A 19,729-nucleotide genomic window follows, 5' to 3' on the forward strand; every position below is an offset into this window, starting at 1 on the left:
CTCGTCATCCGCACCCAACCTCCGGCTGCCTCCTCAGAGCCACCCCATGTCGTATCCGGTGCATGCCCCACGTCGTACCCGTGGTAGTACTCCTTATTGCGCCGCCGCTCTCTGCGTGCAGCGTTGTCCGCATCTGTTCGCAATATATTGCCGGTTTCAGGGTTGATCACGTTGGTGGGGACGTGTGGGCGAGGTCGTGGGCCTTATTGGCCATGCCGATATATTCGCAACGCTGGGCGGCCTCTTCCGGGGTTTCTGGTGGCCCGCTCTTAGGATTGGCGCCGCACACGGCCACCGGGCCCCCGCATTTATTGTTTACCTGTAGCCGCGAAAATTCCTTGCAGCAGTCGGTCGAGTTGCCCGTTCTTCTCCACTCGTTGAATTGGGCAATGGTTTCTCTCTGCTTTTGTTCTTCGGCGAAGCCCAGACCGATCTGGTACAGCTGCTGCTTGCCGGCTACCTTCAGGCACGGTCACCGCTTTCCTATGCGGCGCAGGTGGTTACGTTGCCGAAGTACGCGATTGCGGTGTAGTTCGATAACCCGCGCCCGCGCGAAGTCACTCGAGCCCCCAGGTGACCTTCACGGTGAAGGTCACCGTTTGGGTGCCCGGTTCCAGCGGCACCGACTGCGGTGCGGCGTCGCGCGTGGACATCTTGGCGCTGTTGTCGTCACGGCTGTTCGCCTCGGAGATGGTGATGACCTTGGTCAGCTTTACCCCGGCGAGCACCGCGTATTGCTCGGCGCGAGCCTTTGCGTCGGCGAACGCGCGTGCCCGGGCGTCGGCGAGCAGCTGCGAATTGTCGTCGATCGCGAAAGACACCGAGCGCAGCCTGGTTTCGTTGCCACCGGCCTTGATTGCGCTGTCCAGCACGCCGGACGCCTTGCTCAGATCCCGCACGACGACGCGCACCGAGTTGCTCGCGCGGTAGCCGACGACGGTGTTGTCTGTGCCGCCCGCGTATTGCGGCTGGATCGAGACGTCGGTGGTGCGCACGTCCTCCTTGGTGGCGCCCGCGCCGACGATGGCATCGGTCATCGCCTTGGCGCGGTCGTTGGCGCGGGAGATCGCGGCCGAGACGTTGTCGGCGGTCACCTCGACGCCGATGTCGGCGTTCAGGATGTCGGGCGCGCCGCGCACCTGCCCGCTGCCGACCACGGTGACTTCGCGCTCGGGTCCCGAATCGGAGCTGCCACAACCGGTCACCACCACGGTGGCCGTCGCGAGTACGGCAACCACCATGGGCCAGTGCGTCATTCGTCGCATAGTCGGCAATTTACGCACCGAACCGGGCACGCCGAGCGCGAACACGCCGAACTAGTTGTGTGCCTCGACCACGGTCTTGATCTTGCCGAGCGTTTCGTTCATGCCGCGGACCAATTCCTCCTCGAACGGCTGCTCGCCGCCGAGCGCGGCATTGATCGACTTGCGGGAAAACCAGCTGACGCCGTTGGGCACGTCGCGCCGCTCGATGAGCCGGGTGCCGTGTTCGGTCGGCTCCAGCGTGTAACTCCAGATCGAGCGGTTCTCGTTGATCTTGAAGGCGAACGCCTGGTTCGGTTCGTACCGCACGATGCGCGCGGTGGTCGGCCAGTATTTCTTGCCGTCGGTGTTCAGGTTGAGCACCCAGGTACCGGCCTTCGGGGTACCGAGCGGCAGCATCCGCACACACTGCGGGCTGAACTCGGGCATCCGCTTCAGGTTCGAGACCACCGCCCACACGCGGTCCGGCGGGGCGGCGATATCGATGGTGGCTTCGAGATTCTTCGGCAACGCTGCCTCCGGGATCCATGCGAGCGAACCGACAGGTTGTCCGGCCGAGCGCGTTTGATGGGTAATGCGCATATTAATCGGGAAGACAGTTGGGTCACATTCCGCATGTTGTCCATCGATCTTGGTAATGGCCAGCGCACAATGCCGGATAGAAGAAGCAAAGACACTGCCTCCAGATATCTTCCGTCCAACGTGAGGTGATCGGCCGTGAACCTGCGCTCCCTCTTACACCGGCGGCATGCCGACCAGGTGCCGCTGCTACCCGCCGACGACTCCGACGGCGGCCCGCCCGCCCGCGGCCCCGCCGCCGAGAAACTCGAGCGGCTGCTCACCCCCAACGAACTCGACCTGATCCGGCACCACATGCTGTGACCCGACTTGTCCGCCACGAGTGAAACACCGACGACACGGTTTGCACCGAGGATTCATACTCGTTAGGTGACTTCACCCGCTGCCACGAAACCGGCCATCCTGAGCGTCGACGACGATCCGGGTGTCTCCCGCGCGGTCGTGCGCGACCTGCGGCGCCGCTACGGCGCCGAATACCGGATTCTGCGCGCGGAATCGGGCGCCCAGGCGCTCGACGCACTGCGTGAGATGAAACTGCGCGGCCAGCCGGTCGCCGTCTTGATCGCCGACTACCGGATGCCGGGCATGGACGGCATCGAATTCCTCGAGCAGGCGATGGACCTGCACCCGTTCGCGCGCCGCGTGCTGCTCACCGCGTACGCCGACACCAGCGCCGCGATCAACGCCATCAACGTGGTCGACCTGGACCACTACCTGCTCAAGCCGTGGGACCCGCCGGAGGAGAAGCTGTATCCGGTGCTGGACGGCCTGCTCGACGCCTGGCGCGGCAGCGAGCACCGGCCGGTGACCGAGACCAAGGTGGTCGGCAACCGCTGGTCACCGCGCTCCTCGGAGGTGCGCGAGTTCCTGGCCCGTAATCAACTGCCCTACCGCTGGTATCTGGCCGACGAGCCGGAGGGCGCGCGGCTGCTGGAGGCGGCGGGCGCCGATCCCGAGCGCTGTCCGGTGGTGATCACCGCGGCGGGCGACACCCTGGTGCAGCCGTCGGACAACGAGCTCGCGCAGAACGTCGGGCTCACCGTCAACGCGACGGGCGACTTCTACGACCTGATCGTGGTCGGCGGCGGGCCGGCCGGCCTCGGTGCCGCGGTGTACGGCGCCTCCGAGGGCCTGCGCACCGTGCTGGTCGAGCGCACCGCCACCGGCGGCCAGGCCGGGCAGAGCTCGCGCATCGAGAACTACCTCGGCTTCCCGGACGGGGTGTCCGGCGGCCAGCTGGCCGACCGGGCGCGGCGGCAGGCCGCGAAGTTCGGCGCCGAGGTGATCACCACCCGCGAGGTGGTCGCGCTGGAGGTGAACGGTTCCGCGCGCACGGTGCGCTTCGCCGACGGCGGCAAGCTCTGCGCGCACACGGTGATCATCGCGACCGGCGTCGACTATCGCAGGCATCCCGCCCGCGGCGTCGACGACTTCACCGGGCGCGGTGTGTATTACGGCTCGGCGATGACCGAAGCCTCCGAATGCGCCGACCGCGACGTCTATATCGTCGGCGGCGCGAATTCGGCGGGCCAGGCGGCGGTGTTCTTGTCGCGCAACGCGAAGACGGTGCATTTGGTCGTGCGGTCCGGCTCGCTGGACAACTCGATGTCGCACTACCTGATCCAGCAGCTCGCACAGCTGCCGAATATCAAGGTGCACACCAATACCGAGGTGATCGCCGCCGACGGCGACGATCATCTGCAACAGATCGTGTTGCGCAACAACGAAACCGGCAACGAGGAAAAGGCCGAGGCCGAGCGCCTGTTCCTGTTCATCGGTGCCGCACCGCAAACCGACTGGCTCGACGGCCTGGTCAAGCGCGACCAGGCCGGTTATGTGCTGGCCGGGCCCGATCTGATGATCGACGGCGCGCGGCCTGCGGGCTGGGAATTGCCCCGTCCGCCACACCATTTGGAAACAAACGTGCCCGGCGTTTTCGTGGCGGGCGACGTGCACGCCGATTCGGCCAAGCGCGTCGCATCGGCGGTCGGCGAGGGTGCGATGGCGGTCATGCTCGTGCACCGGTACCTAGCCTAACCAGGAGGCTGGCAAATGAATTCAACGGAAAACGCGGACCGCAGCAGCCGAGGGGTGTGCGACCCAGCGGAACTGCGCACTCTGTTCCTGTTCGAGAAGCTCAATGACGAACAGCTGGACTGGCTGTGCCGGGACGGGCGCATCGAGACCATCGAGCCCGGGCTGGTCTTCCGCGAGGGCGAACCGGCCACCTGCTTCTACGTGCTGATCGAGGGCGAGGTCGTGCTGACCAAGCTCTCCGGCGGCACCGAGATCGAGCTGGTCCGCACCCAGCACCACGGCGCCTACTCGGGCGCCTGGATGGCGTATATCGGGGACAAGGTCGACCAGACCTACAACGGGTCGTTGAAGGTGACGGTGCCGTCGCGGTTCTTCGTGCTCGACGCCTCGATCTTCGCCGAGATGATGAACGAGTGGTTCCCGATGGCGGTGCACCTGCTGGAGGGTGTGTTCTTCGGCAACCGGAACGCCAACGCGCGGGTCGGCCAGCGTGAGCGGCTGCTCGCGCTCGGCTCGCTGTCGGCGGGTCTCACGCACGAGCTGAACAACCCGGCCGCCGCCGCGGTGCGGGCCACCTCCGGCCTGCGTGAACGGGTCGCCGGCATGCGGCACAAGCTGGCCATGATGGCCGACGGCAAGTTCGACCCCGCATCCCTCGGCGCACTGGTGCGGCTGCAGGAGGAGGCGGCCGCCCAGGTGGCCAAGGCGCCGGAGCTGACGCCGATGGAGGCGGCCGATCGCGAGGACGTGCTCGGCGAGTGGCTGGAAGAACACAACATCGGCGACGCCTGGAGCCTCGCACCGAACTTCGTGCAGGCCGGGTTCGATGTCGACTGGCTGGAGCGGATATCCGCCACCCTCGAGGGCAGCACGGAAAAGGTGTTCGAGGGCGCGATCCGCTGGTTGAACTACACCATCGAGACCGAGCTGATGATGAACGAGATCGCCGACTCGACCACGCGCATCTCGTCACTGGTCAATGCGGCCAAACAGTACTCGCAAATGGACCGGGCACCGTTCCAGGTGGTCGACATCCACGATCTGCTCGACAGCACGCTGGTGATGCTCAGCCGCAAGATCGGTGACGGAGTCGAGGTGGTCAAGGAATACGACCGCTCGCTGCCCCAGGTGCCTTGCTACGCAGCGGAATTGAACCAGGTGTGGACCAACCTGATCGACAACGCGGTCTACGCGATGGGCGGCCAAGGCACGCTGTCGATCCGCACCAGGCACGAAAACGATTGCGCCGTCATCGAAATCGGCGATACCGGCCCCGGCATTCCGGAGGACGTGCGCAGCCGCATCTTCGAGCCGTTCTTCACCACCAAGCCGATGGGCGAGGGCACCGGGCTCGGCCTGGACATCTCGTTCCGGATCGTGGTGAACAAGCACGACGGCGACATCCAGGTCGATTCCGAGCCGGGCAACACCAGATTCACCGTCTGGCTGCCGTTGAACCGCACGCCCGACGATCCGGCGGAGCAGAATCAGCCCGAACCCGAAACCACTTCAGGAGGTCGACGATGACGCAGGAACTCGAGGGCATCGATACCGCGGTGGCGCCGAGCGGTGCGGGCTGCGTGGAATGCGATGCCGCCCAAGGCTGGTGGGTGCATCTGCGCCGCTGCGCGCAGTGCGGCCACATCGGCTGTTGCGATACCTCGCCCGCCCAGCACGCCACCCTGCACGCGAAAGAGACCGGCCACCCGTTCATTCAGAGCTTCGAGCCGGGCGAGGATTGGTACTACAACTTCACGACCGAGGAAATGTACGGCGACGGACCGGAACTCACGCCGCCGACCAGCCACCCGGCCGACCAGGGCACGCCGGGCCCGCGCGGCCGGGTGCCCGCGGACTGGCAGGCACACATCCACTGAAACCCCGCGCACCCGGTACGCTGCACCCGACGTGCCGGGTGCTCCGGTGCTAATCGGACACATATCCACCGGGGAAAGCACGGTATGAAGCGAACTTCCGCCATCGTCCTGGTCACCGGGACGGTGGCTTTGCTGCTGGCAGGCTGCGGCCAGTCCTCGAACGATGCCAGCGACGCGAACGGACTGCGCAAGGGCGACTCTGCCACGAGCGCGACCTCGGCGGCAGCGAAGCCGTCGACACCGGCCGCCGCGTCGAGCACGGGCACGCCGGCCAGCGCGCCGACGGCAGAGCTGCCGAGCGCTCCCGTCTCCACCGATCCGGCCAAGACCACCTGCGGTGAATTCAAGAAGCTGGACTCCGAGGCGGAGAAGGCCGTGATCGAGCAGATCCTGGCGGCCAACCCGGACAGCAAGTTCACGGGCAGCCCGAATGTCGCGCTCGGCACGGCGAAACTGGTCTGCCTGTCCGGCAGCGTGGCCGAGACGCCGGTTGCCCAGGCCGCCGGGATCGTGCCCAAGACCAAGTAGCTCCCGCCATCCCCGGCCCCCACCCTGCGTCGGCGCGGCAGAATGGCACGGTGGCAGAACTCGCGCTCACCGCTCGGCTCAATCCCTCCGCCGCCGACGCCCGCCGTGGCGTGGTGCGGCTGCATCCGGAGGCGCTGACCGCGCTCGGGTTGCGTGAGTGGGACGGCATCGCGCTGGTCGGTGCGCGGCGCACCGCGGCGGTGGTCGGGGTGGCCCCGGCGGACACCCCGGCCGGGGTCGCGCTGCTCGATGACGTGACGCTGTCCAACGCGGGCCTGCGCGAGGACGCGACGGTGGTCGTCGCGCCGGTAACCGTGTACGGCGCCAAGCAGATCTCGGTGAGCGGCTCGGTGCACGCCACCCGCACCATCCCGGCGGCGACGCTGCGCCAAGCGCTGCTCGGCAAGGTGGTGACCGTCGGCGACACGGTCTCGCTGCTGCCCCGCGATCTCGGCCCGGAGATCAGCTCCGCCGCTGCCTCCCAAGCACTTTCGCGCACCTTCGGCATCGCGTGGACCACCGAGTTGCTCACCGTCACCGCGACCGATCTGCGCGGCCCGGTCAGCGTGCAGCCGAACACCGCGGTCGTCTGGGGCGCCGGGGTGGTCGCGGCCAGGGACGCCGCCGACCGGGCGCTGGCGGGCAGCCCGATCCCCGCGGGCGCGGCCGCCCGCGGCGCGACCGAGGCGGCCGCGTTCGACGGCGCGGCGGCCGCGAACGGCGCCCCGGACGGCCGGAGCGCGGCCGTCCGGGATACCGATCCGCAGATCACCGTCAAGGATCTGGCGGGTGCGCACAGCCAGGCGACGAAACTCGCGGAGTGGCTCAGCCTCGCCCTCGACGAGCCCGAATTACTCAAAACCCTCGGCGCCACACCGCGTCTCGGCGTCTTGATCACCGGCCCGGCCGGCGTGGGCAAGGCCACCCTGGCCCGCGCGGTCACCGCGCCGCGCCGACTGGTCGAGCTGGACGGCCCGACGATCGGGGCCGCCGAGAGCGGCACCAGGCTGCGCGCGGTGGCCGAGGCGGTGGCCAACGTCTGTTCCGGCCAGGGCGGCATCCTGCTGATCACCGATATCGACGCGTTGCTGCCCGCGCAGGCCGAGCCGGTCGCCACGCTCATCCTCGATCAGCTGCGGGCCGCGGTCGCGGAGCCGTGCGTCGCCTTCCTCGCCACCACGGCGCACCCCGCCGGGATCGACCCCCGGCTGCGCGCGCCCGACCTATGCGACCGCGAACTCGCCCTCGCGCTGCCCACCGCCCCGGTGCGCAAGTCGCTGCTGGAGCAGTTGCTGCGTAAAGTCCCGACGGCCGAGCTGAAGCTCGACGAGATCGCCGCGCGCACACCGGGATTCGTGGTGTCCGACCTGGCCGCACTGTGCCGGGAGGCGGCGCTGCGGGCCGCGTCGCGGGCCAGCAGGGGCCACACCGATCCGCAACTGACCCAACCGGATCTGGTCGACGCGCTGAAAGTGATTCGGCCGCTGTCGCGTTCGGGCATGGACGAGCTGGCCATCGGCAGCCTCACGCTGGACGAGGTCGGCGACATGGTGGAGACCAAGCAGGCGCTGACCGAAACGGTGTTATGGCCACTGCGGCACCCGGATTCGTTCGCCCGCCTCGGCATCGACCCGCCGCGTGGCGTGCTGCTCTACGGTCCGCCCGGCTGCGGCAAGACCTTCCTGGTGCGGGCGCTGGCGAGTACCGGCCAGCTCAGCGTGCACACGGTGAAGGGCGCCGAGCTGATGGACAAGTGGGTCGGCTCCTCCGAACGCGCGGTGCGCGAATTGTTCCAGCGCGCACGCGATTCCGCGCCGTCGCTGATCTTCCTCGACGAGGTGGACGCGCTGGCGCCGCGGCGCGGCCAGAGCGGCGACTCCGGCGTCGGCGACCGGGTGGTCGCCGCGCTGCTCACCGAACTCGACGGGGTGGAACCGCTGCGCGATGTGGTGGTGCTCGGCGCGACCAACCGGCCGGAGCTGATCGACCCGGCGCTGCTACGGCCAGGCCGGTTGGAGCGGCTGGTCTTCGTGCCGCCGCCGGACAGCGCGGCCCGGCTGGAGATCCTGCGGACGGCCGGGCGCTCGGTGCCGCTGGCCCGCGACGTCGACCTCGCCGCGCTGGCCCGCAAGCTCGACGGTTACTCCGCGGCCGACTGCGCGGCGCTGCTACGAGAGGCCGCGCTCACGGCGATGCGCCGCGACCTCGACGCCGCCGACGTCACCGCGGCCGATGTGGCGGCGGCCCGCGCGACCGTCCGGCCGTCGCTGGACGCACTGCAGGTCGAGTCGCTGCGCCGGTACGCGGAGACGCGGGGCCAGCCGACGGGCAACGAAGGCCGGTACCTCTAACGATTGCCGACCGGATGGCAAACGCACTGTAAACCGCAGCTTTCTGGCATTTCACCCATTTCGACATGCGCCCGCGAAGTGATGGCAATCACAGAATCGCAGGTCGCGCGCAGGTATGTTCGGCACGTGCGGCGGATGGGTGATGCGTTCGACGCGGTCACGGCCTTCTTCGGAGCCGCGGTCGCGGGTGTGACGCTGTTCCTGCCGGTCACCTTCTCCTCGATCCGGGAGAGCACGCCGTATCAGATCACCAACCTGTGGGACAGCGTGCCGCGCGGCGCGGCCATCGGCGTGATCGTCGCGGTCGCGGTCGCGGTGCTGGTCGGCACCGCCTTCCGCCCGGCCACCGCATGGGCGGTCGCCCTGCTCGGCACCATCGCGCAGCTGGTGAATCACGTTGTCGGCCGCCATGTTTCGTCCGCCGACATGCTCACCACGCAGAACTACGTGGACGCGGCGTGCGCCGGGATCCTGCTCGGCGGGCTCGGCGTCGCCGCGCTGCGCAAGCCGGTGCTCGCCGGCGGCTACGCGCTCGGCTGTGCCGGGTTCTTCGTGTTCAGCGACCTCGCGGACTTCCTCGACATCGAGGACGACCCGTTCGACGTGCTGGAGACGCCGCCGAGCTGGCTGATCGGGCTGACGATGGTGCTGCTGGTGCTCAGCACCCTGCGGAATCGGAGCAAGGCGGGCGAGCCGGAGCCCGCGCGGTTGTCCATCGACCTTCCGGTGGCGCCGATCCTCGCGGCGATGGTGCTGGCCCTGGTGATCCTCGCTGTCACCGAATGGCTGCAACGGCAATACACCAACGCGCCCGCGATCAATCACGCGGTCGATATCGGGCTGACCGCCGCCGCCACCGTGTTCGCCGCGACCGCGGCGGCCATGCTGCTGCCCGGCCGCGACGGCTACGGCGTGTATCTCGCGGTCAGTTTGACGGCGGTCGCCGACGCCTTCGGGTATGCCGCCCGGCCCGGCTGGAGCGTCTGGGTGTTGCTCGCGCTCACCGCCGTCGGCCTGTTCGCCGGTGCCCGGCGGCCCTCGGTGCCGCTGGCCGTCGCCCTGCTGGCAAGCATCGCCGTCTTCGCGATCAGCACGCCGCCGGACGCGAACTGGATCCTCTTCTCCCTCGGCAGCGCGGCGCTCGCGGTCACCGCGGGCTACTGCTGCGCCACCGCCCGGCCGCAGTTCGCCCCGAGCGGCGTGCTCGCGCTCGCCGCCCTCTACCTGCCGACGGTCATTTCCGTGCTGCCCGACGACACCAAGAGCTGGCACGTGACCGACGACGCGGCGCACGACACCACACCCGGCCGTGCCGCACTGGCGATCGTGCTCGGCAGCGCGGTCGGCCTTGCCGTGCTGCACCACTTCCGACCGCGCGGCCGACCAGAATCGACCGACCCCGCCAGCGACGAAGCGTTAGCGGACATATAGCCCCAGTGGCGTCATGTACCCGACGCCATACCCGACGAGGACGCGGAAACCCCAGGCTCCACGTAAGATTGTCCCGCACCACCCCGCCGCCCCTACCCGACGGAGTGCAGTTTGCTCGCAATCCTGCTCGCCCTAGCCGCAGCCGCGCTCGTCGCACCGCTGTGGGTAAAGGCGCTGGGACGCAACGCTTTCTACGTGCTTGCCCTGGTCCCGCTCGGCGGCCTGGTCTGGGTCGTCGCGAATTGGGGTAGCACACAGCGGGTTCGGCTGGCGTGGGCGCCGAGCATCGAGATGAACATCGATCTGCGGTTCGACTCGCTCGCCGCGATCATGTCGGCGCTGGTGCTCGGCATCGGCGCGCTGGTGCTGTGCTACTGCGCGAGTTACTTCGAGGACGACGAGCCGCGCCTCGGTGTTTTCGCGGCCGAGATGGTCGGCTTCGCCGGGGCCATGTTCGGCCTGGTGACCAGCGACAACATGCTGCTGCTCTTCGTGTTCTGGGAAGTGACGACGGTGCTGTCGTTCCTGCTCGTCGGCCACAACGCCGAGCAGGCGAACAGTCGGCGCGCGGCCATCCAGGCGCTGCTGGTCACCGCCGCGGGCGGGCTGGCGATGCTGGTCGGGTTGATCATCCTCGGCGAGACCAACCACAGCTACCTGCTCTCCGACCTGCTGGCGCAGGCGCATCCGCCGCACGGGCTCGCGGTGAACGTCGCGGTGGTGTTGATCCTGATCGGCGCGCTCAGCAAGTCCGCCGTGGTGCCGCTGCACTTCTGGCTGCCCGGCGCGATGGCGGCGCCGACCCCGGTCAGCGCGTATCTGCACGCCGCGGCCATGGTGAAGGCCGGTGTGTATCTGGTGGCGCGGCTGGCGCCGGTGTTCGCGGAGAACCCGGTCTGGCATCCGCTGGTGCTCACCCTCGGCGTGGCGTCGATGCTGCTCGCCGGGTTGCGGTCGCTCGAGGTGGTCGATCTGAAGCTGGTGCTGGCCTTCGGCACGGTGAGCCAGCTCGGCTTCCTGATCGTGCTGGTCGGCATCGGCACGCCCGACGCGGCGCTCGCCGGGGTGGCGATGATCGTGGCGCACGCGATGTTCAAGGCCTGCCTGTTCATGGTGGTCGGGATCATCGATCACGGGGCGGGCACCCGGGATCTGCGCCGGCTCTCGGGGCTCGGCCGCCGCGCCCCGGTGCTGTGCGGCATCGCGATACTCGCCGCGTTGAGCATGGCCGGGATTCCGCCGCTGGTCGGGTTCGTCGGCAAGGAAAGCGCGCTGGGCGCGATCCTGGACGCCGATACCCTCGCCGGGCCCGCGCGGGTGGCGCTCGCGGTCGGCGTGGTGCTCGGGTCGATGCTGACCGTCGGCTACAGCATTCGCTTCGTCTGGGGTGCCTTCGCGGACAAGCCGGGGATTGCGCGACCGACCGCGCACGGCGCGCATCGGGTGCGCAGGGTTTCCGACTACGCCGCCGAAAGTACCGGGCCGACAACGGATTCCGATGATGGATCGCACGGCGTCGAAGACGGCGGCTGGCACGCGCCGAGTGCGTTGTTCCTGGCCGCGCCCGCGGTGCTCGCGGTGGCGAGCCTGGCCGCCGGTCTGGCGGCGCCGGGCACGGATCACCTGCTGAGCCCTTACGCGGAAACGTTTTCCGAGGATCTGCTGTCCTATCTGTCGCTGTGGCACGGCTTTACCGTCCCGCTGGCGCTGACGGTCGCGATCATCGCAGGCGGTTTCGCGCTGTTCCGGCTGCGTGATCGCCTCCGCGATCCCACCCGGCCGCGGCTCGGCAACGCGGACCGGGCCTACGACGCGGCGCTGCGCGGCATGGATCAGCTGTCGCTGCGGATGACCGGCGCGGTGCAGCGCGGGTCGCTGCCGCTGAGTCAGGCGACGATCCTCGGCACGCTGATCATCCTGCCGACCGTGCTGCTCGCCCTGGGCACCCGCACCGGAGTGCGACTGCGACTGTGGGATTCGCCGTTGCAGGCGGTGATCGGCGGGATCCTGATCGCGATGGCGCTCGGCGCGACGGTGCTGCGCAACCGATTGGCCAGCGTGCTCGTGGTCGGGGTCACCGGCTACGGCTGCGGCGTGATCTTCGCGCTGCACGGCGCGCCCGATCTCGCGCTGACCCAATTCCTGGTCGAGACACTGACTTTGGTCATCTTCGTACTGGTGTTGCGCGCGTTCCCGGCGGAGATCGAGGCAGGCCGGGCGACCCCGTTCAAGGCGCGCCGGGCGGTGCTGGCCGCGCTGGTCGGCACGGCCGTCACGGTGCTCGGCGCGTTCGCCGTCGCCGCCCGCACCGCCGAGCCGATCTGGCACCGAATCCCCGACGCCGCTTACCAATTCGGTGGCGGCAAGAACGCCGTCAACGTGCTGCTCGTCGACGTCCGCGCGTGGGACACGCTCGGCGAGATCTCGGTGCTCGTGGTCGCCGCGACCGGCGTCGCCTCGCTGGTGTTCCGCAGCCGCCGCTTCGGCAGCGCCCCGCGCGCCGCCGATTCGCCGAACTACGACCCGGACCTGGTGAGCTGGCTGCCCGCCGGACGGCTGGTCGATCGCGCGGACCGCTCGATGGTCATGCAGATCACCACCCGGCTGGTGTTCCCGACCATCATGGTGCTGTCGGTGTACTTCTTCTTCTCCGGCCACAACGCGCCGGGCGGCGGTTTCGCGGGCGGGCTCACCGCCGGGCTCGCGCTGACCTTGCGCTATCTCGCCGGTGGCCGGTACGAACTCGGCGAGGCGCTGCCGGTCGACGCGGGCCATCTGCTCGGGGCCGGACTGGCCTTGGCCGCCGGAACCGCGGTCGGGTCACTGTTTTTCGGCGTGCCCCCGCTGTCCTCGGCGATCTTCGAAGTGACGCTGCCGCTGCTCGGCCACGTCAAGCTGGTGACCGCGCTGTTCTTCGATCTCGGCGTCTACCTGATCGTCGTCGGCCTGGTGCTCGACGTGCTGCGCAGCCTCGGCGCGCGACTCGACAGCGAGCTCGCGGTCAGCGAAACCTCCTCGACCGCTGGAGGTTCCGTCGAATGACCGCCAACCTCACGCTGCTGATCGTGATCGGGGTCCTGGTCGCCTGCGGGGTGTATCTGATCCTGGAGCGCGCGGTGTCGAAGATGCTGCTCGGCATGATCCTGTTCGGCAACGCGGTGAACCTGCTGATCATCACCCTCGCGGGCCCGGACGGCCGCGCGCCGATCCAGGGCCAGACCGACACCACGCACCGGGACACGGCCGACCCGCTCGCGCAGGCGATGGTGCTCACCGCGATCGTGATCACCATGGGCCTCGCCGCGTTCGTGCTTGCGCTGGCCTATCGCTCCTACACCATCACCACCACCGACGATGTCGAGAACGACCAGGAAGACGTCGATATCGCCCGCAGGCGCGAGCGAGAGGACCCGGAAGATTGAACCTCTCCCCCGGCCTGCTGCCGATCCTCATGCCACTACCCGTGCTGGTGCCGCTGCTCGCGGCGGCGGGCACGCTGGTCTTCGGCCGCAGGCCACGGACCCAGCGCACGTTCATGCTCGGCGCGCTCACCGCCGTCGTCGTCATCTGCGGGCTGCTGCTGTATCTGGCCGACCGCGACGGCACCACCGCATTGCAGGTGGGCAACTGGGAGACGCCGATCGGCATCACGCTGGTGGTGGACCGGCTGTCCGCGGGGATGCTGCTGGTCTCCTCGATCGTGCTGCTCGCCGTCGCGCTCTACGGTTCCGGCCAGAACATTCGCGACGGCGACGAGCGGCAGCCGACCTCGATCTATCGGCCCACCTATCTGGTGCTGACCGGCGGTGTCTCGGCCGCGTTCCTGGCCGGTGACCTGTTCAACCTGTTCGTCGGCTTCGAGATCCTGCTGGCCGCGTCGTTCGTGCTGCTCACCGTCGGCGGCACCGAGGAACGGATCCGCGCGGGGGTGTCCTATGTGATGGTCTCGATGCTGGCGTCGCTGATCTTCCTGACCGGCATCGGCATGACCTACGCGGCCACCGGCACGTTGAACCTGGCGCAGCTGGCCCAGCGGTTCGGTGCGGTGCCGGAGGGCACCCGCACGGCCATCTACGCGGTGCTGCTGGTGGCGTTCGGCATCAAGGCGGCGGTGTTCCCGCTGTCGAACTGGCTGCCCGACTCCTACCCCACCGCGCCCGCGCCGGTGACCGCGGTGTTCGCCGGCCTGCTCACCAAAGTCGGTGTGTACGCGATCATCCGGACGCACTCGCTGCTGTTCCCCGGCGGTGAGTTCGACTCGATCCTGCTGGTGTGCGGGTTGCTCACCATGCTGGTCGGCATCTTCGGCGCGATCGCGCAGAGCGATATCCGGCGACTGTTGTCGTTCACCCTGGTCAGCCACATCGGGTACATGATCTTCGGCGTCGGGCTGGCCAGCACGGCCGGGCTGTCCGGCGCGGTTTTCTATGTGGCGCACCACATTCTGGTGCAGACGGCACTGTTCCTGGTGGTCGGCCTGATCGAGCGGCAGGCGGGCTCGACCTCGCTGCGCAGGCTCGGCGGGCTGGCGACGGCGAGTCCGCTGCTGGCCGTGCTGTTCCTGATTCCCGCGCTGAATCTCGGTGGCATTCCGCCGTTCTCGGGGTTCATCGGCAAGGTCGCGCTGTTGCAGGCGGGCGCGGATGACGGCAGCGTGCTGGCCTGGACGCTGGTGGCGGGGTCGGTGCTCACCAGCCTGCTCACGCTGTACGCCATCGCGCGGGTGTGGAGCAAGGCCTTCTGGCGGCCGCGGGTGGAGGCGCCCGAGGGACACCTCACCGCCGCGAAAACTCCGTCGCTGATCGAGGATTCGACGGACGTGCTCTACGACGAGCGCCCGCACCCCGGCCGGATGCCGCTGTTGATGGTCGGTTCGACGGCGGCGTTGGTCGCTGTCGGGCTCAGCCTGACGGTGCTCGCGGGTCCGATCCTGCGCATCGCCGACCGGGCGGCCGCGGATCTGCGCGATCCCGGCGTGTACATCACTGCGGTGCTTGGCAATTCGCCTCCGGCGCCGGGAGCGGATAAATGAGCGGGGTGAGTCGCGAGACGGTCGTGCGGGTCGGCGTGCTGAGTTGGCTGACCGTTGTCTGGGTCGCGCTGTGGGGCGATCTCAGCATCGCCAACGTGCTGGCCGGGCTTGCGGTGGGCGCGCTGATCATGGTGGCGCTGCCGCTGCCCCGGGTGCCGGTCAACGGGCGGCTGCATCCGCTGTCGCTGGTCGAATTGATCGTGGTGGCCGCGTATTACGCGATCGAATCCAGTCTGCAGGTGGCGTGGTTCGCGATCCGGCCCGCGCCGCCGCCGGTCTCCGGGGTGCTGCGCGTCTACTTGAGCACCAAATCCGATCTGGTGCTCGTGCTGTGCACCGACCTGCTCAACCTGATCCCGGGCACCATGGTGCTGGAGATCGATCGGCGGCGCTGCGTCGTCTACGTGCACGTGCTCGACGTGAGCAGCGACGCGGCGGTGGACAAGTTCTACCGGACCACCCGGCGCCTGGAGAAGCTGCTCATCTCGTCGTTCGAGCGCCACTCCGAATGGCGCTCCACCCCGGCCAGGCCGCCGGAGGTGGCGCCGTGACCGTTGTCGCCATCATCGCGGGCGTGCTGCTGACGGCCGCCGCCGTGATCACCAGCTATCGCATTCTGGCCGGGCCGAGCACCCTGGACCGGATCGTCGGCATCGACTCGCTGATGGCCATCGCCGCCTCCGGGCTGGCCGTCTGGGCCGCCTACAGCGAGGACACCACGATCATTCCGGCGATCATCGCGCTGGCCCTGGTCGGCTTCCTCGGCTCGGCCGCCGTCACCCGCTTCCGCGTGAAGGACGAACAGTGAACCCAATGCTGCTGAAACGACCGGCATTCCGACCCGGAGGCAACCGATGACCTTGTGGCAGTGGATCTCCGGCGCACTCATCCTCTTCGGCGCCACCCTGGCCCTGACCGCATCGATCGCGATCGTGCGCTTCCCCGACACCCTCACCCGCATGCACGCCGCCACCAAACCCCAAGTGATCGGCCTGATCCTGGTCCTGGCAGGCGCAGGCATCGAACTATTCGGCCACGGCAACGTCTGGGCCCTAGTCCTCGTCGGCCTCTTCACCCTACTAACCGCCCCGGTAGTAGCCCACCTCATCAGCCGCACCGCCTACCGCGAACAAAGCCACCGAGACGGCCTACTCACCGTCAACGAACTCGGCGACAGCATCGACTGAGCTCGGCCATTCGATTTCTACCGAAACGCGAAGATCTATCTCGGTCGTAGCGGACTATGCACTGGGAGCCTGACACTCCGGGCGTGCGGAAGGGATCAGCCATGCGAGTCGTACCCATAGTGGACGAATGACACCGCAGCACTGCGAACCTCAGCGCGAGGCGGTCTCGACCTCGCGCTGTGACGCTGTGGTCTGGCGTTGGCCTGCGAACCAGGTGGCGTGGAAGGCGGCGGCCAGGCCTGCGAGCAGGGCGAGGATGACTGTGCCTGCGAGGACTGGGTATTCGGCCATCGAAACCGGTAGGTAGCGGTAGGACAGTAGGAGGATGGCGAGGACTGCGGTGCCGCCGACGACGAGGCGGATGCGGAACCAGCCCCAGCCGCGCTCGGGATCGCGGAGCGCCGATTCGACGGTCAGGCACAGCACCGCGCCCGCGACGAGGTCGATGCCGTAGTGGTAGCCGAAGCCGAGGGTCGCGGTGACGGTGGCCAGCAGCCAGAACGCGCCGCCCCAGCGCACCAGGCTGGGTGCGGGGCCGCCGTCGGTGTCGCGACGGGTGTGCAGGAACACCGACAGTGCCCAGGCGGTGTGCATGGACGGCATGCAGTTGCGCGGTGTCGCCGAATCGAACGGCATCGGCATCGGGTTGCGGTCCAGTGGCGGCACCACGCTCGGCCAATAGTTGCCCAGTTGCAGCCCGTGCCCGTCCGCGCCGAACGCGAACATCGGCCCGACCACCGGGAAAATCACATAGACGATCGGGCCGACCAGCCCGAGCACCAGGAACGTGCGCACCAGATAGTGGGTCGGCCACCGGCCGCTGGACACCACCCGGCGCAGCTGCCACACCGCCACCACGATCGCCGCGACCGGCAACTCGATGTAAACCCAGTGCAGCACCCCGTAGACGACCGGGCCGAGCACGTCGAGCACCCGACCCATCACCCAGGACGGATCGCCCAGCGCGTGATCGGCCAGCAGCACATATTCGTCGAGCACCGTCGGCCTGCTCATGACTGTCACGTGCAACCACACGTCGCCGACCTTGGTGGCGAGGATGAGCAGCGCACCGAGCGCGGCGGCGTGCAGCGCGTTGCGCCGTTCGGTGCCGTCCCAGCGCAGCCAGGCGAACACCGCCAGCCCGGTGAGCACGATCACCGGACCGTTGCCGATCGCGAACGACTCTCCGGCCAGCAGCCGGACACCCAACCACACCAGGTCGATGGCCACGGCCACACTCAGCGCGATGATCCGGCGGCGCGCCGAAATGCCAACCAGCGCAAGGACCAAGCCCGCCCACGGCACCGACATCGATTTGGGGGTGCCGACGTAGTCCTGCCATAGGCTGCCGAGCGGGCCCTGGAACCCTTCGCGCATGGCCACGATTTGCAGCGCGATCAGCAGTACCGGCACCGCGGTGACGCCCGCCGCGACCCATACCCGGGTCGGCGGCACACGCAACCGAGGAGCGGCACTTCCTACTCTGGGTCCCGGGTCTTCGACAAGCACTCGACCATAGTAAACGGGGGGTGAACGCCATCCCACTGGCCGACTGAACAGTGGGCAACCGAACCCACCGGGGAATTATTGCTCGAGCTCCTTGACCAGCGCGTCTACCACCGCGACCAGGTCACCTTGCGCTGCGGCGGCGACTTTTCGCTGCCGCTGGTATGACGCACCTCGCTCCGGGATCTCCGCGACGAACGCCAATTCGTCCGCGCAGCCGAGCCGTTTCGCGGTCGGCTCCAACCGGTTCAGCAGATCGGTCACGTCGTCGGTGACCAGTCGCTCGTTGCTCTTGTCATCGACGATGACGATCGCGTCCAGCCCGTAGCGGGCAGCACGCCACTTGTTCTCCTGCGCGTGCCACGGCGGCAGCGACGGCAGCGTCTCGCCCTCCTCGAGCCTGCGGTCCAAGTCGACGATCAGGCAGTGGATCAGCGCGGCCATCGCCGCCAGCTCGGCGCGCGTCGACACCCCATCGCACACCCGGACTTCGATCGTCCCCCACTTCGGCGCCGGCCGGATGTCCCAGTGCATCCCGCCGAGCTGCTCGAACACCCCCGTCTTGAACTGGTCGTGCACGAAATGTTCGAACCCCTGCCAGTTTTCGAATTGAAACGGCAGACCGGCCGTGGGTAGCTGCTGGAACATCAGCGTCCGGTTGCTGGCGTAGCCCGTGTCGGCGCCCGCCCACATCGGCGAGGACGCGGATAGCGACAGCAGATGCGGGTAGTGGATCAGCAGCGCGTTCAGGATCGGAAAGACCTTGTCCCGGTGCGAAACTCCGACGTGCACGTGCACGCCCCAGATCATCATCTGCCGGCCCCACCACTGGGTGCGCTCGATCAGCTCGTCGTAATGCTCCGAACGGGTCAGCTGTTGCGCCGACCACTGGGCGAACGGATGGGTGCCCGCGCAGAACAGGTCGACTCCGAGCGGGTCGGCGGCGCGCCGGACCGCGTCCATGGTGCCGCGCAGATCATCGACCGCCTCGCCGACGGTCTCATGCACGCCGGTGACGAGCTCGACCGTATTGCGCAACAGCTCCTTGGTCACCTGCGGGGTGCCATCGTGCGCGTGTAGATCACCCAACGAATCGAACACCGCCGCAGCGGTATTCGATAGATCGCGGCTCACCTTGTCGACGAGTGCGATCTCCCACTCGATACCTATGGTGGGCCGGGGCGATCCATGGAAGGGAACGTGTTCTCTGCCTGCCCCGGCCATATCGGCTCCTGCGCTACTGGATCACACCGCAGGCAACGCGGCCGCCCGCGTCGCCTGTCGCTAGCGTCGTATCATCCGGGCCGGCAACGCCGTCGGCCCGGAGGTATCGGTTCGGGATGTTGCCGAAGTTGTCGGCGTCGGCGTGGATCATCAACGCCTTGTTCTTCAGATCGTCGAGCGTCAGCGCGTCGGTGGTGGTGACCAGCTTGGCGGTGCCGTCCGAGCGGACCTCGAGCGAGGTGAGATCGCCGCTGGCCGGGTGCGTGTTCGCGCTACCGACCTGCAGATGGCCACCGGCGGAAAGGAAGTCGCCGGACGGGCCGCCGGTCGGCGCGACCGAGTTGGCCTCGCACTTGCCGATCGAGTGCACGTGCAGGCCGTGGAAGCCCGGGCGCAGGCCGTGCGCCTCGACGGTGAACTGCAGGTGGTTACCGTCCTTGACGATGTTCGCGGTGGCGACCGAGGCGCCCGCGGCGTCCTTCAGGTCGACCTTCACGCCCGTGTTCGCCTCGGCACTGCCGGTTTCCTTGCCGGATTCGCTCGCGGGCGGGGCGGCGGCACCGCTCCACACCGGCGGGGTCGTCCCCTGCACGTCACTCGACTCCTGACTGTTGGTGCAGCCTGCGAGGCCGAGGACCGCGATCGCGAGCACCGGGGTCACAGTCCGCCAGGACGGGCGACGAGTTGTGGACGGGGCCATCGGGGAACTCCTTTA

General features: G+C 68.5%; 19 protein-coding genes. 14 read left to right on the top strand and 5 right to left on the bottom strand.

Annotation, left to right across the window (positions count from 1 at the left end; all coding sequences use genetic code 11):
- Nucleotides 1–382: 382 nt before the first annotated feature.
- A complete protein-coding gene (locus tag ACFWF1_RS00120) occupies nucleotides 383–532 on the top strand; it encodes a hypothetical protein (protein WP_379284327.1) in 150 nt (49 codons plus the stop codon).
- Nucleotides 533–557: 25 nt separating this feature from the next.
- Here ACFWF1_RS00120 and ACFWF1_RS00125 read toward each other — a convergent pair whose 3' ends face one another.
- Nucleotides 558–1,265 (bottom strand): SIMPL domain-containing protein, encoded by a 708-nt coding sequence (locus tag ACFWF1_RS00125; RefSeq protein WP_379284326.1) that lies wholly within the window; start codon nucleotides 1,263–1,265, stop codon nucleotides 558–560.
- Nucleotides 1,266–1,316: 51 nt separating this feature from the next.
- On the bottom strand, nucleotides 1,317–1,772 hold the full coding sequence (locus ACFWF1_RS00130; RefSeq protein ID WP_379284325.1) for an SRPBCC family protein: 456 nt from the start codon (nucleotides 1,770–1,772) through the stop codon (nucleotides 1,317–1,319).
- A 207-nt stretch (nucleotides 1,773–1,979) separates the two neighbouring features.
- Here ACFWF1_RS00130 and ACFWF1_RS00135 point away from each other — a divergent pair, with 207 nt between their 5' ends.
- The 13 genes from ACFWF1_RS00135 to mnhG all read left to right on the top strand — a co-directional run bounded on the left by ACFWF1_RS00135 (nucleotide 1,980) and on the right by mnhG (nucleotide 16,284).
- Nucleotides 1,980–2,144 carry a hypothetical protein gene (locus ACFWF1_RS00135; RefSeq protein WP_379284323.1) on the top strand — a complete coding sequence of 55 codons (165 nt, stop codon included), beginning with the start codon at nucleotides 1,980–1,982 and terminating at the stop codon, nucleotides 2,142–2,144.
- Between the two features lie 66 nt (nucleotides 2,145–2,210).
- On the top strand, nucleotides 2,211–3,878 hold the full coding sequence (locus ACFWF1_RS00140) for an FAD-dependent oxidoreductase (protein ID WP_379284322.1): 1,668 nt from the start codon (nucleotides 2,211–2,213) through the stop codon (nucleotides 3,876–3,878).
- A gap of 15 nt (nucleotides 3,879–3,893) precedes the next feature.
- Nucleotides 3,894–5,405, top strand: coding sequence for an ATP-binding protein (locus tag ACFWF1_RS00145; RefSeq protein WP_379284321.1), 1,512 nt, complete (start codon nucleotides 3,894–3,896; stop codon nucleotides 5,403–5,405).
- Nucleotides 5,402–5,755, top strand: coding sequence for a UBP-type zinc finger domain-containing protein (locus tag ACFWF1_RS00150; protein ID WP_379284320.1), 354 nt, complete (start codon nucleotides 5,402–5,404; stop codon nucleotides 5,753–5,755). The genes ACFWF1_RS00145 and ACFWF1_RS00150 overlap by 4 nt, the downstream gene beginning before the upstream one ends.
- A gap of 84 nt (nucleotides 5,756–5,839) precedes the next feature.
- A complete protein-coding gene (locus tag ACFWF1_RS00155) occupies nucleotides 5,840–6,283 on the top strand; it encodes a hypothetical protein (RefSeq protein WP_379284318.1) in 444 nt (147 codons plus the stop codon).
- A 50-nt stretch (nucleotides 6,284–6,333) separates the two neighbouring features.
- A complete protein-coding gene (locus ACFWF1_RS00160; protein WP_379284317.1) occupies nucleotides 6,334–8,634 on the top strand; it encodes an AAA family ATPase in 2,301 nt (766 codons plus the stop codon).
- Between the two features lie 135 nt (nucleotides 8,635–8,769).
- Nucleotides 8,770–10,065 carry a hypothetical protein gene (locus tag ACFWF1_RS00165; protein ID WP_379284315.1) on the top strand — a complete coding sequence of 432 codons (1,296 nt, stop codon included), beginning with the start codon at nucleotides 8,770–8,772 and terminating at the stop codon, nucleotides 10,063–10,065.
- A gap of 111 nt (nucleotides 10,066–10,176) precedes the next feature.
- Nucleotides 10,177–13,107, top strand: coding sequence for a Na+/H+ antiporter subunit A (locus ACFWF1_RS00170; protein WP_379284313.1), 2,931 nt, complete (start codon nucleotides 10,177–10,179; stop codon nucleotides 13,105–13,107).
- On the top strand, nucleotides 13,104–13,487 hold the full coding sequence (locus ACFWF1_RS00175; RefSeq protein ID WP_357385137.1) for a Na(+)/H(+) antiporter subunit C: 384 nt from the start codon (nucleotides 13,104–13,106) through the stop codon (nucleotides 13,485–13,487). The genes ACFWF1_RS00170 and ACFWF1_RS00175 overlap by 4 nt, the downstream gene beginning before the upstream one ends.
- A 29-nt stretch (nucleotides 13,488–13,516) precedes the next feature.
- A complete protein-coding gene (locus ACFWF1_RS00180) occupies nucleotides 13,517–15,097 on the top strand; it encodes a Na+/H+ antiporter subunit D (RefSeq protein WP_379284467.1) in 1,581 nt (526 codons plus the stop codon).
- 5 nt (nucleotides 15,098–15,102) lie between these two features.
- A complete protein-coding gene (locus ACFWF1_RS00185; protein WP_379284466.1) occupies nucleotides 15,103–15,648 on the top strand; it encodes a Na+/H+ antiporter subunit E in 546 nt (181 codons plus the stop codon).
- Nucleotides 15,645–15,905: a monovalent cation/H+ antiporter complex subunit F gene (locus tag ACFWF1_RS00190; protein ID WP_379284312.1), complete on the top strand. Its 261-nt coding sequence runs from the start codon at nucleotides 15,645–15,647 to the stop codon at nucleotides 15,903–15,905. The genes ACFWF1_RS00185 and ACFWF1_RS00190 overlap by 4 nt, the downstream gene beginning before the upstream one ends.
- A 46-nt stretch (nucleotides 15,906–15,951) precedes the next feature.
- Nucleotides 15,952–16,284, top strand: coding sequence for a monovalent cation/H(+) antiporter subunit G (gene mnhG / locus ACFWF1_RS00195; RefSeq protein WP_379284311.1), 333 nt, complete (start codon nucleotides 15,952–15,954; stop codon nucleotides 16,282–16,284).
- 150 nt (nucleotides 16,285–16,434) lie between these two features.
- On the opposite strand, the gene ACFWF1_RS00200 is transcribed toward mnhG, so the two are convergent.
- The 3 genes from ACFWF1_RS00200 to ACFWF1_RS00210 all read right to left on the bottom strand — a co-directional run bounded on the left by ACFWF1_RS00200 (nucleotide 16,435) and on the right by ACFWF1_RS00210 (nucleotide 19,714).
- Nucleotides 16,435–17,739 (bottom strand): DUF5933 domain-containing protein, encoded by a 1,305-nt coding sequence (locus ACFWF1_RS00200; protein WP_379284465.1) that lies wholly within the window; start codon nucleotides 17,737–17,739, stop codon nucleotides 16,435–16,437.
- Nucleotides 17,740–17,868: 129 nt separating this feature from the next.
- Nucleotides 17,869–19,014: a glutamate--cysteine ligase gene (locus ACFWF1_RS00205; protein WP_379284310.1), complete on the bottom strand. Its 1,146-nt coding sequence runs from the start codon at nucleotides 19,012–19,014 to the stop codon at nucleotides 17,869–17,871.
- A 13-nt stretch (nucleotides 19,015–19,027) separates the two neighbouring features.
- Complete coding sequence (locus ACFWF1_RS00210) at nucleotides 19,028–19,714, bottom strand: superoxide dismutase family protein (RefSeq protein WP_379284309.1); 687 nt, start codon at nucleotides 19,712–19,714, stop codon at nucleotides 19,028–19,030.
- Nucleotides 19,715–19,729: the final 15 nt, after the last annotated feature.

Source organism: Nocardia sp. NPDC060255, from assembly GCF_042727395.1.
Lineage (GTDB): Bacteria > Actinomycetota > Actinomycetes > Mycobacteriales > Mycobacteriaceae > Nocardia.

What these genes read in the sequence shown, in the direction of transcription:
- ACFWF1_RS00125 (WP_379284326.1), bottom strand. Translation starts at nt 1,265, where the DNA reads ATGCGACGAATGACGCACTGGCCCATGGTGGTTGCCGTACTCGCGACG.
- ACFWF1_RS00145 (WP_379284321.1), top strand. Translation starts at nt 3,894, where the DNA reads ATGAATTCAACGGAAAACGCGGACCGCAGCAGCCGAGGGGTGTGCGAC.
- ACFWF1_RS00150 (WP_379284320.1), top strand. Translation starts at nt 5,402, where the DNA reads ATGACGCAGGAACTCGAGGGCATCGATACCGCGGTGGCGCCGAGCGGT.
- ACFWF1_RS00155 (WP_379284318.1), top strand. Translation starts at nt 5,840, where the DNA reads ATGAAGCGAACTTCCGCCATCGTCCTGGTCACCGGGACGGTGGCTTTG.
- ACFWF1_RS00165 (WP_379284315.1), top strand. Translation starts at nt 8,770, where the DNA reads ATGGGTGATGCGTTCGACGCGGTCACGGCCTTCTTCGGAGCCGCGGTC.
- ACFWF1_RS00175 (WP_357385137.1), top strand. Translation starts at nt 13,104, where the DNA reads ATGACCGCCAACCTCACGCTGCTGATCGTGATCGGGGTCCTGGTCGCC.
- ACFWF1_RS00180 (WP_379284467.1), top strand. Translation starts at nt 13,517, where the DNA reads ATGCCACTACCCGTGCTGGTGCCGCTGCTCGCGGCGGCGGGCACGCTG.
- mnhG (WP_379284311.1), top strand. Translation starts at nt 15,952, where the DNA reads ATGACCTTGTGGCAGTGGATCTCCGGCGCACTCATCCTCTTCGGCGCC.
- ACFWF1_RS00205 (WP_379284310.1), bottom strand. Translation starts at nt 19,014, where the DNA reads ATGGCCGGGGCAGGCAGAGAACACGTTCCCTTCCATGGATCGCCCCGG.
- ACFWF1_RS00210 (WP_379284309.1), bottom strand. Translation starts at nt 19,714, where the DNA reads ATGGCCCCGTCCACAACTCGTCGCCCGTCCTGGCGGACTGTGACCCCG.